Annotated in this window: 12 protein-coding genes; 1 reads left to right on the top strand and 11 read right to left on the bottom strand. The window is 66.4% G+C overall.

Translation table 11 applies throughout. The features are described 5' to 3' along the window. Positions 1-5: 5 nt before the first annotated feature. The 7 genes from PI86_RS04775 to PI86_RS04805 form a co-directional block, all read right to left on the bottom strand. Positions 6-1,142 carry a glycosyltransferase family 4 protein gene (locus tag PI86_RS04775; protein ID WP_039319227.1) on the bottom strand — a complete coding sequence of 379 codons (1,137 nt, stop codon included), beginning with the start codon at positions 1,140-1,142 and terminating at the stop codon, positions 6-8. 43 nt (positions 1,143-1,185) lie between these two features. Beyond that, a complete protein-coding gene (locus tag PI86_RS04780; RefSeq protein ID WP_039319230.1) occupies positions 1,186-2,151 on the bottom strand; it encodes a glycosyltransferase family 2 protein in 966 nt (321 codons plus the stop codon). A gap of 62 nt (positions 2,152-2,213) precedes the next feature. After that, positions 2,214-4,439, bottom strand: a complete 2,226-nt coding sequence (locus PI86_RS04785) for a polysaccharide biosynthesis tyrosine autokinase (RefSeq protein WP_039319233.1) — start codon at positions 4,437-4,439, stop codon at positions 2,214-2,216. Positions 4,440-4,489: 50 nt separating this feature from the next. After that, on the bottom strand, positions 4,490-5,668 hold the full coding sequence (locus PI86_RS04790) for a polysaccharide biosynthesis/export family protein (RefSeq protein WP_039319235.1): 1,179 nt from the start codon (positions 5,666-5,668) through the stop codon (positions 4,490-4,492). Continuing rightward, positions 5,662-6,105: a low molecular weight protein-tyrosine-phosphatase gene (locus PI86_RS04795; RefSeq protein WP_039319238.1), complete on the bottom strand. Its 444-nt coding sequence runs from the start codon at positions 6,103-6,105 to the stop codon at positions 5,662-5,664. The genes PI86_RS04790 and PI86_RS04795 overlap by 7 nt, the downstream gene beginning before the upstream one ends. Positions 6,106-6,145: 40 nt before the next feature. Then, entirely contained in the window at positions 6,146-7,558 is a 1,413-nt protein-coding gene (locus PI86_RS04800; protein WP_039319240.1) for a UDP-glucose dehydrogenase family protein, read from the bottom strand. Positions 7,559-7,718: 160 nt separating this feature from the next. Beyond that, complete coding sequence (locus tag PI86_RS04805) at positions 7,719-9,092, bottom strand: undecaprenyl-phosphate glucose phosphotransferase (protein ID WP_039319390.1); 1,374 nt, start codon at positions 9,090-9,092, stop codon at positions 7,719-7,721. 439 nt (positions 9,093-9,531) lie between these two features. Between PI86_RS04805 and PI86_RS04810 the strand changes: the two genes are divergently transcribed. Continuing rightward, a complete protein-coding gene (locus PI86_RS04810) occupies positions 9,532-11,058 on the top strand; it encodes a mannose-1-phosphate guanylyltransferase/mannose-6-phosphate isomerase (RefSeq protein WP_039319243.1) in 1,527 nt (508 codons plus the stop codon). A gap of 123 nt (positions 11,059-11,181) precedes the next feature. Here PI86_RS04810 and PI86_RS04815 read toward each other — a convergent pair whose 3' ends face one another. The 4 genes from PI86_RS04815 to PI86_RS04830 all read right to left on the bottom strand — a co-directional run bounded on the left by PI86_RS04815 (position 11,182) and on the right by PI86_RS04830 (position 15,388). Further along, positions 11,182-12,123 carry a transposase gene (locus PI86_RS04815; protein WP_039319245.1) on the bottom strand — a complete coding sequence of 314 codons (942 nt, stop codon included), beginning with the start codon at positions 12,121-12,123 and terminating at the stop codon, positions 11,182-11,184. A gap of 756 nt (positions 12,124-12,879) precedes the next feature. Then, on the bottom strand, positions 12,880-13,461 hold the full coding sequence (locus tag PI86_RS04820) for a DUF3501 family protein (RefSeq protein ID WP_014900077.1): 582 nt from the start codon (positions 13,459-13,461) through the stop codon (positions 12,880-12,882). Between the two features lie 44 nt (positions 13,462-13,505). After that, complete coding sequence (locus PI86_RS04825) at positions 13,506-14,843, bottom strand: (Fe-S)-binding protein (RefSeq protein ID WP_039319247.1); 1,338 nt, start codon at positions 14,841-14,843, stop codon at positions 13,506-13,508. Positions 14,844-14,965: 122 nt separating this feature from the next. Further along, positions 14,966-15,388 (bottom strand): rubrerythrin family protein, encoded by a 423-nt coding sequence (locus PI86_RS04830; RefSeq protein ID WP_014900079.1) that lies wholly within the window; start codon positions 15,386-15,388, stop codon positions 14,966-14,968. Between the last annotated feature and the right edge of the window lie 244 nt (positions 15,389-15,632).

Here is a 15,632-nt window from a genome sequence, read left to right on the forward strand (position 1 = left end):
TGCGCTCACCGTGACGACGGGCGTGAATCCGCGAGCGGCATTGCCAGGCCCGCGGCCGCCGGCGTGCGACGCCGGCGCAGCATGTCGCGCGTGATCCGCACGTGCTGCTCGGCGAACGCCTGCGTGGTCAGATCGCGGTCGCGCAGGCACGCGGCGGCAGCCCGCGCGCAGTCGAGCGCCACGCCCGGATCGGCCACGAAACGATCGGCGGCCTGACGCATCGCCTGCGCGTCGAACGCCGGCACATACGCAGCCGTGTCGTGCGGGAAGTAGTCGCTGAGCCCGCCCACGTCGGACACGATCATCGGCTTGCCGACCGCCGCCGCCTCGAGCATCACGGTGATGCCCGAGGCGTGGAAGTTCGGCCGCAGCGGCACGACGATCACGTCGGCCCACGCATACAGCTCGTGCTGCTTCGAGAGCCCCGACGCCGAGCCGATCTTCACGTTCGGCGCATGCCACTCGCGCGGCACGCGGCGCCGGGTCGCGAGCCGCACGTCGTAGCGCTCGTCGCCGCCGAACGCGGCGAGGAACGTGCGCCAGTCGCGGTCGCGGTCGTTGCCGATCGCCGCGATCCGCAGCGGCCGGTTCGGCTGCCATTGGCGCGGCTCGACCAGCGGGAAATCCTGCGTGTTCAGCCCGTAGTACACGAACTCCGCGTCGCGTCCGAGGTAGCGGCGGCACAGCTCGGCGTTGTCGCGGGCGAGCGTCGTGAGTGCATCGGCGCGCGCGAGCAGCTTGCGGTACAGCCAGCGGCGCGGGCCGCCGAAGGTGTTCCACTTGTCGAACAACCACACGCTCTGCGCGAGCAGCAGCGGGCGCTTGCCCTGCGCGCCGGCGAGCTTCAGGATCAGCGCGGCGGCAAGGTGCTCCTGCTCGGTGTGCGTCCAGATCACGTCGGTGCCCAGCAGCGCGGCGCGATTGCGCCAGGCGTGCACGACGTCGAAGCCGAGCGCCGCCTTCAGCGCACGGCGCGCGAGGCTCGCGACACGGCTCTCGCGGCGGTCCTGCGAATAGGTCAGCCGGAATTCGTCGGATTCGGCGTGGTGATAGCCGTACAGGCAGCCGATGTTCTCGCCTTTCCGGTAGGTACGCGGATCGGCGCCGTAAAACAGATGGACGTGAACTTTCGTTGAAGTCATGCGAGCCCTCCGAGGGTAGCCGCGCGTTGTGCGCGCAGCCCGTTCAAGACGTCACCGGCGGCATCGCCGCACGGTGGGGGGCAAGGTTCGCGCGGCGCGCATCGCGTGCGCCACGGCGCACCGCGCGCCAGTGCTCGCGCACGCGCTCGCGCTCGCGCTGCGCGGTACGCAGCGACAGCAGCACATGCGCGAAGCCCGGATAGACGCGCGTGCCGACCAGCGTCCACCACCACCACGCGATCTCGCGCCGCACCAGCGGCAGATGCTCGCGCAGGATCAGGTGCAGGTTGTACGCGCCGTTGCTGATCGCATTCAGCGACGCGGCATCGCGCCGGTCGTCGTCGAAGCGCTCGGCCGGAAAATGATCGACCGCGATCGCCGGGTCGTAGACGAGCTTCCAGCCTTCGCGCTGCACATGCATGCTGAACCCCATGTCGTTGTGCACCTGCGCGCCGGCGCCACGCAGCCGCGTGTCGAAGCGCAGCCGTTCGATCGCGGCGCGGCGGTAGCTCATGTTCGCGCCTTTCAGCATGTCGACTTCGCGCGCGCCGCCGACGCCGAGATGATGGTTGCCGATGATCCTGCCGGACAGCGTGAGCTGGCCGACGAGCTCGCGCGATTCGTCGAGCACGCGGCCTTTCTCGTGCACCCAGTCGCGGCCGCCGACCGCACCGACGCGCGGATCGGCCAGGAACACGGCTTCGACGCGCGCGAGCCAGTCGGCATGCGGTGCCGCGTCGTCGTCGGTGATCGCGACGATGTCGCCGCTCGCCGAATCGAGCCCCGTGTTCAACGCGGCGACCTGCCCCGGTACGTCGACCGGCACGATGCGCAGCGGCAGCGTGCCGCCGACCGCCGGATCGGCGAGGCGCTCGTGGGTGGCATCATCCTCCGGGCGCGCGACGACGATCACCTCGTCGGGCAGCCGCTGCTGGCGCTGCAGCGCCAGCAGGCAGCGCGCGAGGTCGGCGGGCCGCCGGTAGGTCGGAACGAGCACGGAAATCTTCATCGATGGTTCTCCAGTCGGCCGGGCGGGCGCGGCTCGCGCCCGCCCGGTTTCGTGCAATGCGGTCAAGCGCTCAGGTATTCGTGAACGGCCGCATAGCCGCGGCCGTAGCCGCGCGCCTTGGGCGGCACGCCATTGAAGATCCCGCCTTCCAGATCGACGCCCGCGGTGCGCAGGCGCTTGATCGCGTCGGCGATCTCGGCTTCGGTATGCATGCCCGAGCGCAGCACCATGAAGGTCGCGCCGGCCATGCGCCCGACGATGGTCGCGTCGGTCACCGCCAGCACCGGCGGCGAATCGATCAGCACGACGTCGTAGCGCTTGCCGAGCCCTTCGAGGTATTGCGGCAGGCGCGTCGACATCAGCAGCTCCGAGGGGTTCGGCGGGCGCGTGCCGGCCGAGATGAACGACAGGCCCTGCACCGGCGTCTCGCGGATCGCGTCCTCGAGCGGCGACTGGTCGCTCAGCAGCTCGGACAGGCCGGGCTGCGCGGTGAGGCCGAAGTAGCGGTCGAGCATCCCGCGGCGCATGTCGGCGTCGATCAGCAGCACGCGCTTGCCGGAATGGGCGAGCAGCACCGCGAGGTTGACCGTCAGGAAGCTCTTGCCGATGCCCGGGGTCGGGCCGGTCAGCACGATCACGCGGTTCTTCGCGTCCATCATCGCGAACTGCATCGCGGTGCGCAGGCTGCGCATGCTTTCGACGCTCAGGTCCTTCGGGCGCAGGCTCGCAAGGATCGGCCGCGCGCGGCCGCCGCCCTTCTCGGCCACGGCGTCGAGCTTCACCTGCTCGGCGCTTTGCGGCACCAGCCCGTACAGCGGCAGGTTGAACGTGCGCTCGACGCGATCCGGATCCTCGATGCCCTGGAACAGGTTGCGGCGCAGGAACACGACGCCGGTGCCGAGGATCATGCCGAGGAACACCGCGGCCGACAGGATCAGCACCTTCTTCGGCTTGACCGGGTCGCCCGGGCGCAGCGCCGAATCGACCAGGTGGATGTTGCCGCCCGTGCCGGCCTTCTGCACCGACAGTTCCTGCACGCGGTTCAGCAGCAGCACGTAGATGTCTTCGGCAACCTTCGCGTCACGCTGGAGCTGCACGGCCTTCACTTCGGTCGCCGGCAGGCTGCGGAAGCGGTTGCTGAACTTGTCCTTCTCGCCCTGCAGTTCCGCGAGCTGCTGCTTCGCGGCGATCACCATCGGGTGCGAATCGGTGAAGCGCTGCGCGAGCGACGCGAGCTGCAGGCGCTGCGCGGCGATCTGCTGTTCGTACTGCACGCTGCCCTCGAGGTAGACCTTCGCCTCGTCGCTCGCGTTGATCGAGCCGGACGTGCGCTGATACTGCGTCAGCGCCGCTTCCGCGCGTTCGAGGTCGGCCTTCAGGCGCGGCTCCTCGCCCTTCAGGAAGTCGAGCATCTTGGTCGCTTCGGCCTGCTTCGCGATCACGTGCTGGTTCAGGTACGACTGTGCGAGCGCGTTCGCGATCGCGGCAGTCTGGTCCGGGTCCTTGCCTTCGAGCGAGATCTGGACGACGCCCGTCTGCTTGCCCTGCTCCGTCACCTGAATGCCCGCCTGGAAACCGGCGATCGCATCGAGATCGTTGTAGCGGACCACCGTAAACTGCGTGCCCGGACGCGCGACGAGCTTCTTCACGAGCATCGTCACGCCGCCGCTCTGCTCCGCTTCGCCGACGTGGCCCGACAGCAGGCGGCTGCCGTTCTGGTCGACGAGCGTGTAGGTGTCGTTCGGGCCGGCCGTCAGCGTCATCTTCTTGCCCTCGAGCGCGGGCACGACGTTGACCGTGTCGATGTCGGCGATTTCACCGCCCCATGCGTACGACTTCAGGCCGAGCCAGGCGCGCGACGGCTCGCCGGGCGTCGCGACGCGCGCGGCCAGGCTGCCGAGCAGCGGCATCGTCTTCGGCACGACCGAGAAGTTCAGCTTGAACTGCTCGACGACCGGCGCGACGACACCGCGGCTCTTGATGATCTCGATTTCCGCATCGGTCGGCGCCTGCTGCGGACCGCTGTTGATCATCGCGCCCGTCTGCGTCTGCGTGAGCGCCTGCGACGTGTTGTCGTTGCCCTCGACCCGCACGTGCACGTCGGCCTGGTAGACCGGCTTCGCGATGAAGCAGTAGAGACCGGCGAGTGCGATGACGGTCACCGCAATGCCGAGCAACAGCCAGATGTCGTCCATGATCACCTGGAGCAGCTGGCCGAGGACGACGTCCTCTTCCTCGGTTTTCGCGGTCAGATCCGCGTAGGAGTGTTTCGCTTGCGTGTTCACCATTCGTTCCCGCTTGAGTGGTGCCGGGGCGGACGCGCCGCCCCGGCGGGCTATCAGCGCGTGATTTGACGCATGAAGAAGATCGTCTGGATCGTCGGCAACACCTGCTGCAGCACACGGTTGAACTGCACCGAGCTGGCCGTGCTGACGTAGACGACGTCGAGCGGCTGAAGCGGGAAGCGGCTCGACAGCATCAGCGCATCCGGCTGCGTCATGTCGAGACGGAACACTTCCGGCTTCGTCGGGTTGTCATGCATCCCGCGCATCACGTAGATCTTGCGCGGGTTCGCATCGGTGTCGAGGATGCCGCCGCCGGACGTCAGCGCATCGGCGAGGGTCAGCTTGCCCTTGAGCATCGGCACGGTGACCGGCGTCTTGACCTCGCCCATGATGAACACGCGGCTGTCGCTGCGGTCCGGCACGTTGATGATGTCGCCCGGCTGCAGCATCACGTTCTGCTTCACTTCGCCGCGATCGAGCACGCCGTTCGCGTCGAGCGTGTAGAGCTTGCCTTCGCGCGTCAGGCGCACGCGCTGCAGGTCGGCCTCGTTGGTCGAGCCGCCCGAGCGCGAGATCGCGTCGACGAGCGTCAGCGGCACGTCGCTCACCGCGAGCGGGCCCGGCTGCTTCACCTCGCCCGTCACCTGCACCTTCTGGCTGCGGAATGACAGCACGCGCACGTCGAGCTGCGGATTCTTCACGTAGCGCGACAGGGTGGACGCCATCTGTTCACGGATCTGTGCAACCGTCTTGCCCGCCACACGGATGCGGCCGACGAACGGGAAGAAGATCGTGCCGTCGGCGGCCACGGTCTGGCCGTACGGATCGGCCTGGCCCGGCAGCGCGGTCGTATACGGCTGCTGCAGCGCGCCGGCGACCGACTGCGTCGTATTGCCGCCGCTCGAGAACGACTGGCCCTGCGGCGTCGTCAGCTCGGGGTGGTCCCACACCGTGACACCGAGGATGTCCTGCGGGCCGACGCGGTACACGTACTGCGACGGATCGGCGTAGCGGCCAGGCGGCAGCGGGTGCTCGACCTGCTGCTTCTGCAGCTGATCCATCACAAGCTTGGCGTCGATGTAATGAACCGGATAGGTTTCGGGCTGACCTTGCCGGCCTTCGTCCTTCAGGTTCGACGAGTCGAGATAGTTGCCGGGCGCGGTCGCGCAGGCCGACAGGAATGTCGTCAACGCGACGGCGAGCGCCAGCGGGCGCATGGGACGTTTCAGCATAGTTTTTGCAGCCATCCTTGAACCAGACGTTCGATCAGTGAGTAGCTCTCGCGATAGTCGGCCACGGGGCCGCCATGCGGATCAGCGATCTCGGCGTCCTCCCACTTGCCCAGCAGGTGGACCTTGCCGCGCGCGAACGGATCGACCGTTTCGACGGCCTTGATCTGTTCGCGCTCGCTGACGAGAATCAGGTCGGCGTCGCGCACGATCCGGCGCGACAGCCGCCGCGAGCGGTGGGGCGTCGCATCGACGCCGCGCTCGGCGAGCAGTTGCCGCATCACCGGATCGATGCCGTCGCCGTCGTTCGCACGAACGCCGGCGGAGTGGAACGTCACGCGCGGGCCGCCGCGCGACGCCGCGTGCGACTTGAACAGCATTTCCGCCGCCGGGCTGCGGCAGACGTTCGCGTGACAGACGATCAGGATGTTCCGGAACATGGCTTCTCGAATCGGGTTACGGGTAACGGTGACGCGCGGATTACGCGTTCGCGCGCACGGCGCCCGGCACGCGGGCGGCGACGGCCTGGCGCGAGCCAGGGCGACCGATCGGGTGGTATTCGATGCCCTGCTCGCTCATCGTCTCCGGCTCGTACAGGTTGCGGCCGTCGAAGATCACCGGCGACTTCCACTGCCGGCCGAGCGCGACGAAATCGGGGCTCTTGAATGCCTTCCATTCGGTGACGATCACCAGCGCGTCGGCATCGCGCGCGGCCTGCGCCTCGTCGTCGACGAAGCTGAGGCGCTCGAGCCAGCTCGGTTGATTCGCGAGATCGAGCGCGAGCACGCGGCGCGCTTCCTGCTGCGCGACCGGGTCGTACGCCGCGATGCGCGCGCCGCGCGACAGCAGTTCGGCGATCAGCTCGCGGCTCGGCGCTTCGCGCATGTCGTCGGTGTTCGGCTTGAACGCGAGACCCCAGATGCCGAACGTGCGGCCCGTCAGGTCCTCGCCGAAGCGCGCGATGATCTTGTCGGCCAGCACGCGCTTCTGGTTCGCGTTGACCGCCGACACGGCCTGCAGGATCTGCAGCGCCTGGCCGTGCTCGTCGGCGGTGCGGATCAGCGCCTCGACGTCCTTCGGGAAGCACGAGCCGCCGTAGCCGCAGCCGGCATACAGGAAGTGATAGCCGATGCGCGGATCGGAACCGATCCCGCGGCGCACGGCCTCGATATCCGCGCCGAAGCGGTCGGCCAGGTTCGCGAGCTCGTTCATGAACGAGATGCGCGTCGCGAGCATCGCGTTCGCCGCATACTTCGTGAATTCGGCCGAGCGCACGTCCATGTACAGCGTGCGTTCGTGATTGCGGTTGAACGGCGCGTAGAGCTTCTTCATCAGTTCGCGCGCGCGCTCGCCGGGGACGTCGTCGTCGCAGCCGATCACGATGCGGTCCGGCCGCGTGAAATCGTCGACCGCCGCGCCTTCCTTCAGGAATTCCGGATTCGACACGACCGAGAACATCTGGTCGGCACCGCGCTTCGCGAGTTCCTCGGCCACGGCCGCGCGCACGCGCTCGGCCGTGCCGACCGGCACCGTCGACTTGTCGACGATCACCTTGAAGCCCTTCATGTAGCGGCCGATGTTGCGGGCCGCCGCGAGCACGTATTGCAGGTCGGCGGAGCCGTCCTCGTCGGGCGGCGTGCCGACCGCGATGAACTGCACGTCGCCGTGCGCGACCGCGGCCTCGATGTCGGTCGAGAAGCGCAGACGGCCCGCCGCGCGGTTGCGCGCGATCACTTCCTTGAGGCCCGGCTCGTGGATCGGCACGCCGCCGTTGTTCAGGACGTCGATCTTTGCCTGGTCGACGTCGAGACAGAACACGTCGTGCCCGATGTCGGCGAGACAAGCGCCGGTGACAAGACCTACGTAACCGCTGCCGATGATAGTCAGATTCATGATGTGTCGGACCTCTTGACTAGTGATTCGAAATTCGTAAAAACCGGAGTGACTGCGCGGCGCGGTGTCTCAAGAAAACAGCGGGCCACCCCACGTTCCCCGCCCCGCATGAAGTCCCCTTGGGGGATGCCCCGTCGGGGGCCTGGCGCACCGCGACAGGCTAGTAAGCGTTGCTGCCGGTGAAGCCTTTCCAGAGTGTCAGCACGACGATCTTGATGTCGAGCCAGAACGACCAGTTCTGCATGTAGTACAGATCGAGCTTCACGCGTCCCATCATCTTCTCGATCTGGTCGGTCTCGCCGCGAAAGCCGTTGATCTGCGCCCACCCGGTGATGCCCGGCTTGATCCGGTAGCGGAACATGTAGCCCTTCACCAGATCCTTGTAGATGTCGTCGTGCGCGAGCGCATGAGGCCGCGGGCCGACGACCGACATCTCGCCCTTCAGCACGTTGATGAACTGCGGCAGTTCATCGAGGCTCGAGCGGCGCAGAAAGCGGCCGACCGGCGTCACGCGCGTGTCGTTCCTGGTCGCCTGCGTGACGTGCCCGGCCGCTTCCTGATGCACCTTCATCGAGCGAAACTTGTAGATCTCGAACTCGTGCCCGTCGATGCCCTTGCGCTTCTGGCGGAAGAACACCGGCCCGCGCGACGTGAACTTGATCAGGCATGCGATCAGCAGCATCAGCGGCGCAAGCATCGTGAGCGCAGCGAGCGCGAACAGCCGGTCGAACACGAACTTCGGCAGGATCCGCACATCGGTGATCGGCGACGCTGCGAGGTTGATCGCCGGCACGCCGAGCAGCTCGACCACTTCCTGGTTGAAGAACGACAGCGTGCGCACGTCCGGAATGAAGCGGATATTCACGAAGTCGTGGCGGAACACCGTCACGATCTGGTGAATCCGGCGCTCTTCCGTGATCGGCAGCGTGAGCCACAGCTCGCTGATTGCCCGGCTGCGCACCAGCCACACCAGCGATTCGAACTGGCGCTCGATGCGCACGTCGTCGAGCGCGACTTCGCCCGGCACGTCGCTTTCGTCGTACACGCATGCCGGCTTGAAGCCCGCTTCCGGGCGCGCCCGCATCTGCGCGATCAGCCGCCGCGCCGCCGGCGTGCCGCCGACGATCGCCACTGCCTTCAGGTTGTAGCCGCCACGGCGCAGTTGTCGCAGCACGACGTGCACGCAGGCCTTCGAGCCGACGAGCAGCACCATCGTCACGAGCGCCCAGTAACCCAGCCACAGCCGCGACAGGTCGCCCGACTGGTGAAAGCTGAAGCTCATCAGGATGCCCGCGAGCTCGACCACGAGCCACGCGAACGCGACGCGGCCCACCAGCCCGACGAGACGCTTGCCGCGCCACGACTGGTAAATGCCGATGGCCGGAAAGAACACGACGACGAGCAGGCAGTCGAACAACACCGTCGTGCGCTGCAGGTCGTTGAGCCAGATGCTGCCGCCGTGCAGCGCGGCGGCGATCAGCGCCCCCATCACGACCATCGCGATATCGATGACTCTCGCCAGCACGCTCAACATGTCTGCTTCCTCTTTGAACAGGCGTTTGCCGAACAGCTCCTTGTGCAGCCCGTGCCGCACATTCGATTCAAACGTTGCATGACGCTATTGAAGCGGTAAGAAAATCCGCCCTCAAGTGCACAAGTATTTCGAAAAATAATCGGAAATTCTTGCCGCGATATTCCCGAATTAAATCGGCACGTTTTCCCGAATCGACCGTGAATCGGGAAGTTTTCGGAAACTTTACGGATTCCGCCAGCCCTTTACGGGATGGGGCTCCATGGCGATTCGCCGAATTATTTTTTATTTTTTTATTTGCATCCTCCGCTATCGCGGAAAATTTTCCCGGATACGGATTCAACAAACGTGCCCAACAAATATCGGCCAATGAGCCCGGTTTTATTGTCGATTTACTTCATGCTACAAACAGGCACTGACTTCAATCGAGGAGAGTGTCATCATGAATGCTCCGGCCGTGGTAGCCGATACCCGCCCTTCTTCTTCCGCCGCAACCGACGCCGGCACGCGCGTCGCAGTGCAGCCGGTGATCCTTGCCGGCGGTTCGGGCACACGTCTGTGGCCGATGTCGCGCGAACACTATCCGAAGCAGCTGATCGGCCTGCTCGGCGATCTTTCGCTGCTGCAATCCACCGCGCTGCGGCTCGACGGTCTTGCGACCGGCCATCCGCTGAACGACGACGTGCTGATCGTGTGCGGTGAGGATCACCGCTTCACGACCGCGGAACAATTGCGCCTGACGGGCAAGCGTGCATCGATCATGCTCGAGCCGCTCGGCCGCGACACCGCGCCCGCGCTGACGCTGGCCGCGCTGCGGATCGTCGCCGGCGGCGGCGATGCCGTGATGACCGTGATGCCGGCCGACCACGCGGTAGCCGACCTGCCGCGCTTTCACGCGGCCGTCGCGGCCGGCGTGCAGTGCGCGGCCCAGGGCAAGATCGCGACGATGGGCATCGTGCCGGGCCGCGCCGAAACGGGCTACGGCTACATCCGCGTCGGCGCGCCGCTCGGCGATGCCGCGACCGGCAACCTCGACGTGCGCCGCCTCGACCGCTTCGTCGAGAAGCCGCATCTCGAACTCGCGCAGCAGTACGTCGCATCCGGCGAATACTGGTGGAACAGCGGCATCTTCATCGTGCGCGCATCGGTGTGGCTGAACGCGATCCGCCAGCTCGAACCCGAGATCTACACCGCCTGCGCGCAGGCTGTCGCACAGGGCAAGGAAGACGGCGACTTCTTCCGCGTCGATCGCGACGCATTCGCCGCGTCGCCGTCGAACTCGATCGACTACGCGGTGATGGAACCGCTCGCGAGCCTGCCGCAGCTGTGCGAAAGCGTCGTCGTGCCGCTCGACGCCGGCTGGTCGGACGTCGGCTCGTGGGACGCGATCTGGCAGATCCTGCCGAAGGACGATGCCGAGAACGTCGGCCGCGGCCACGTGCTGTTCGAAAACGCCGAATCGACTTTCGCGCATTCGGAAAGCCGGCTCGTCGCGTGCGTCGGCACGCAGAATCTCGTCGTGGTCGAAACGCCTGACGCCGTGCTCGTCGCCGACAAATCCCGCGTGCAGGACGTGAAGAAAATCGTCGGCCGCATCAAGGCCCAGCGCGGCGCGGAAGCGACCGATCACCGCAAGGTCCATCGTCCGTGGGGCCATTACGACTCGGTCGACATGGGTGAGCGCTTCCAGGTGAAACGCATCGTCGTGAAGCCAGGTGCGCGACTGTCGCTGCAGATGCATCATCACCGCGCCGAACACTGGATCGTCGTGCGCGGCACCGCGCGCATCACGCGCGGCGAGGAAACCTTCCTGCTGTCCGAAAACGAATCGACGTACATCCCGCTCGGCGTATCGCACCGTCTCGAGAACCCGGGCAAGATGCCGCTCGAGCTGATCGAAGTGCAGTCGGGCGCGTATCTCGGCGAGGACGACATCGTCCGCTTCGACGATACCTACGGACGCGAATGACGCAATGCCTGCCGGGCGCGCCGTCTCGACGGTGCGCCCGGCATCACGGGCATGCGGAGGCAAAAAAATAACGCGCGGGCGCCGTGACACACGACGGCCCGCGCGTTTTCGTTGGGACGACGATCAACCTACGCGGTACGCGTACTCGCGACGATCCGACTGAACCGGGTCGTTGCGGCTCTCGGTCAGCACGCCCGCGCGACGCTCCGCGATGAAACGCTTGATGTCCGACTCCGCACGCGCCAGCGCGGACAAGCCGGCCAGCACCTCGCTTTGCGGCGCACGCACCGGCTCGTCGCTCGCGCCATGGCGATCGATCCACTGACGTGCCCAGTCGAGCGCGTACTGCTCCGCTTCTTCCGCGTCGGTGAAGCGCGGGCCGATCAGGCCCGAGCGCTCGACGCGCCGGTCGTCCTGCATGATCTCGGCCCACGCGCGAAACATCAGGTTCTGCACCGGCTGCGCGCTGCCGTAGACCGTATAGCCGCGATATTCGTCGACTTGCGGTTCGGCCGATCCGAAGCTCGCGGCAGACGGACGCCCATGGCGCAGCCCCGCTGGCTGCGCGCCGGGCACGGCGAACGACGCACCGGACGATTCGTCCGTGTCGACGCTCGACATCGGCGCCAGCGCCGCGCCCTCGCCCTGCCAAACGTTTGCCTGGGCGACCGGCAATTGCCACGATTCGGGGTTCTGCCAGAACACGCCGCGCAGACGGTCATTGTCGGGCACGGGCTCGGCACGGCACACCGGCGCCACCGGCACGGGCGGCGGCGGAACGTACGCGAACGTGCGCCCGCTGAACTGGGTCAGCACGTCGATCATCTGCAGCAGCGTGCCGTTCGCCAGCCACTCTTCGTAGCGACGACGGCACGTCGGCCCGGACGGATAGCGTCCGGGCAGTTTGGACCACGCTTCACCGGTCGTCAGGATCCAGAGAACCGCATTGGCAACAACGCGCGGTTCGGCTCGCGGACGGCCTCGACGGTTCAGCCGGATCGGTTCATCGGCGATCAGCGTTGAAAGACGAAACCACTCTTCATCGTTAAGCTCATCGAAGAACATAGTAGATCTCTCCACACAGCCAGGCCGGGGCTGCGATTGTCGGCGCCGCCGTCACGCATCGCGTCACGGGGCGGCCCGGTTGCACATTATGGTTATCCGCTTGTTGTGCATGCCGATGCAGCACCGCACTTTCACGGTGCCGCCATTCCCGGCAATGGCGCACAAATCACGGTCTCACTCCAATGTGGGAATTTTTGTGCACGAAGCATACCATCCTCAGGGTTTATCTCAATATGACAATGACTTAATGTTACGCACTGAAACATCCTGCCATGGATGCGCAATCTATTTACGCTTGAATTTTTTTACGCGATCGTTATGCCCAGCGCCGGGAAGCCCCGTCTGGCGGGGCTTCCCGGAGTGCACCCGTACCCGACTGAAGGGCTTCTGAAGGCGTTCCGACCCTGCCCGGTAACAATCCCGAGAATGGTTGCCTAAAATCGGTAAATCAGGGGAAATTTGGTAACAAGATATTCACGGATCGGTAAATCATTCAAATTCGGCACAACCGGATTATCTCCATGCACAATCTTTTTATTGTTTCTCTGCGGGTGATGAAAGCAAACTGACGTGCAGTGCACATTGTTTCCCGGCATGCAAGCGCTGATGGGTTTGTTACATCCTCGCGGTGCGCGGCCGGCACGGCACGCCCGCGCCGCCCGGACGGCCTGGTTTCGGGTCGGACCCGCAGCCCACGCGTGCCGCGTGCACCCGGCGTGCGATGCGAACCGCGGAATGGGCGACGTGCGGCCCGCCTCAGCGCAGATCGCCGGCCAGCGACGCGGCTACGTCCGCCGCCACGCGCTGCGGCGGCAGCGCATAGGCCGGATGGTCGCAGCCGATCGACAGCGCCGCGCCATCCTTGAGCGCCGCGCGCATCGGCCCGCTCAATTCGAAGCGCACGAAGTGCACGGCCGAGGTCTTCTCCGCGTTGTCGCGGTCGAGATCCTCGTCGGCGATCGCATAGACGTCCGGATGCCCGTCGACCCGCAGGTACACGCGATCCTCCACGCCGATCAATCGCGCGAGCGCCGCACGCCGTTCGGCCTCGTGCTCGTACTCGATCTGCAGCGTCGCCTTCAGGTTGGTGCCGTCGGGCACGAGTGGCAGATAGGCCTCCAGCTCGCCCTCGATGCCCGCCTCGTCGAAGATCTTCTCGATGTGGAGCATCTCCTGGATCTGGTAGCGGATCGTGGTCTCGTCCTCGAACAGGAAGCGCAGATGGTTGCCGAGCGCCACCGCGCGGCGGCGCTTGTACGCGACGAGCCGTGTATGTTCGGTCGTGCGGATCTTGGCGTACGCTTCGAGGGTCAGCAGCGAGTCGCGGGTCAGCGTCATGGGATGTCCTCGGATGTCGTCGATGTCTTCGGGGCGCGGCCGGTTCAGATGCCGTACGCGCGGCGCAGCAGCGTCAGCGGATGCGCAAGCGGCGCGGCGGGCAACCCCTTCTCGTCGATGCCCTGCGCGATGTGATGGCCGGCGAGCGCGCAATCCGACGACACGAAATCCGGCTTCGGCTCCGCCATCGCCTTGAACACGGGTGCGCCGATCCGCATCGCGTCCGCATGGAACCCCTTCTTCACGCCGAACGTGCCCGCGTGCCCCGAACAGCGCTCGACGACCTTCACGCGCGTATCGGGCACGAGCGACAGCGCGTCGGCCGTCTTGCGGCCGATGTTCTGCACGCGCGCGTGGCACGGCACGTGATACGACACCGTGCCGAGGCCGTTCTTGAAATCGGTCTTCAACAAGCCGTCGCGATGCCGCGCGATCACGTATTCGAACGGATCCCAGAAGGCATCGGCCACTGCGCGCACGGCGGCGTCGCCGGGGAACATCAGCGGCAGCTCGCTCTTGTACATCAGCACGCAGCTCGGGATCGCGCCGATCAGCGCATAGCCTTCGCGCGCATAGCGCTCCAGCACCGGCATGTTGACGGCCTTCTTCGCGGCGACGCCCGCGAGGTTGCCCTGCTCGAGCAGCGGCATCCCGCAGCACGCTTCGCGCGTGACGAGCTCGTACGGGATCTCGTTGTGCGCGAGGATCGCGAGCAGGTCGTGGCCGATGCCCGGCTCGTTGAAATTCACGTAGCAGGTCGCATAGATCGCGACCTTGCCGGGCGTGCGTTCGCCGTCGCGTACCGGCGGGCCGTCCGAGCGCTTCGCCGCGCGCCTGAACTTGCGCGGCGCGAACTCCGGCAGCCATGCGGTGCGATCGACACCCAGTACCGCTTCGAGCGCGTGACGCGCGGGCGGCGTGCGATTCACCGCGTTCACCGTCTGCGTGACGATCGGGATGCCCGCGAAATGGCCGAGCGCATCGGTATTCGACAGCACCTTGTCGCTCAGCGGCGCTTCGCCGCGCTGGTAGCGCGCGGCCTTCGCGCGCAGCATCAGGTGCGGGAAGTCGACGTTCCAGGCATGCGGCGGCACGTACGGACACTTCGTCATGTAGCAGAGGTCGCACAGATAGCACTGGTCGACGACCTTGCCGAACGCATCCTTCGGCACTTCCTCGATGTCGCCCATCGGCGTGTCGTCGACGAGATCGAACAGCGCGGGAAACGCGCCGCACAGCGACACGCAGCGCCGGCACCCGGCGCAGATGTCGAACACGCGCGTCATTTCCGCGTCGATCGCCGCCTGGTCGTAGAACGTATCGGACTGCCAGTCGAGCGGATGCCGGGTCGGGGCTTCGAGACTGCCTTCCTTGTGGGGCATGGGGCGCTCCAGCGTGGCGCGCATGCGCGCGGGCACGCCGCCCGCGCGATGCGGGCAGCGATCAGCGAACGGCCTGCCGCGCGAAACGCCCGGCCGGGCCGTGCGGCCTTGACGGGGCCGCGTCAGTCGACCAGTGCGTCCAGCGCCTTCGTATAGCGGTTCGCGTGGCTGCGCTCGGCCTTCGCGAGCGTCTCGAACCAGTTCGCGATTTCGTCGAAGCCTTCGTCGCGCGCCGTCTTCGCCATGCCCGGATACATGTCGGTGTATTCGTGCGTTTCGCCGGCAATCGCCGATTCGAGGTTCAGCCGGGACGACCCGAACGGCAAGCCCGTCGCCGGATCGCCGACGGCTTCGAGGTATTCGAGGTGGCCGTGCGCATGGCCCGTTTCGCCTTCGGCAGTCGAGCGGAACAGCGCGGCGACGTCGTTCTGGCCTTCGACGTCGGCCTTCGAAGCGAAATACAGATAGCGCCGGTTCGCTTGCGATTCGCCCGCGAATGCGAACTTCAGATTCTCTTCGGTCTTGCTGCCCTTGAGTTGAGCCATTTGCGCCTCCGTTCGAGTCGGCGCGGCCGCGTGTGAAGCCGGGCCGAGGATATATGTGGGGAACGATGCGTTTGCCGGACGCGCACGCATCGTGCTCTTTAATCTAGGCGCTGGCGTTCGCATCCCCCAATAGGCTTTTTCAATCCGCGCGATAGCGGCGGGCGGGAATGGGTTCGCGGGTTCGCGGGCTGGACGAACGGTGAACGGTGGCATGGCTGCGTTGCGCGGAACGTTCAGCGCTCAC

It is taken from the genome of Burkholderia sp. A9, assembly GCF_000801975.1.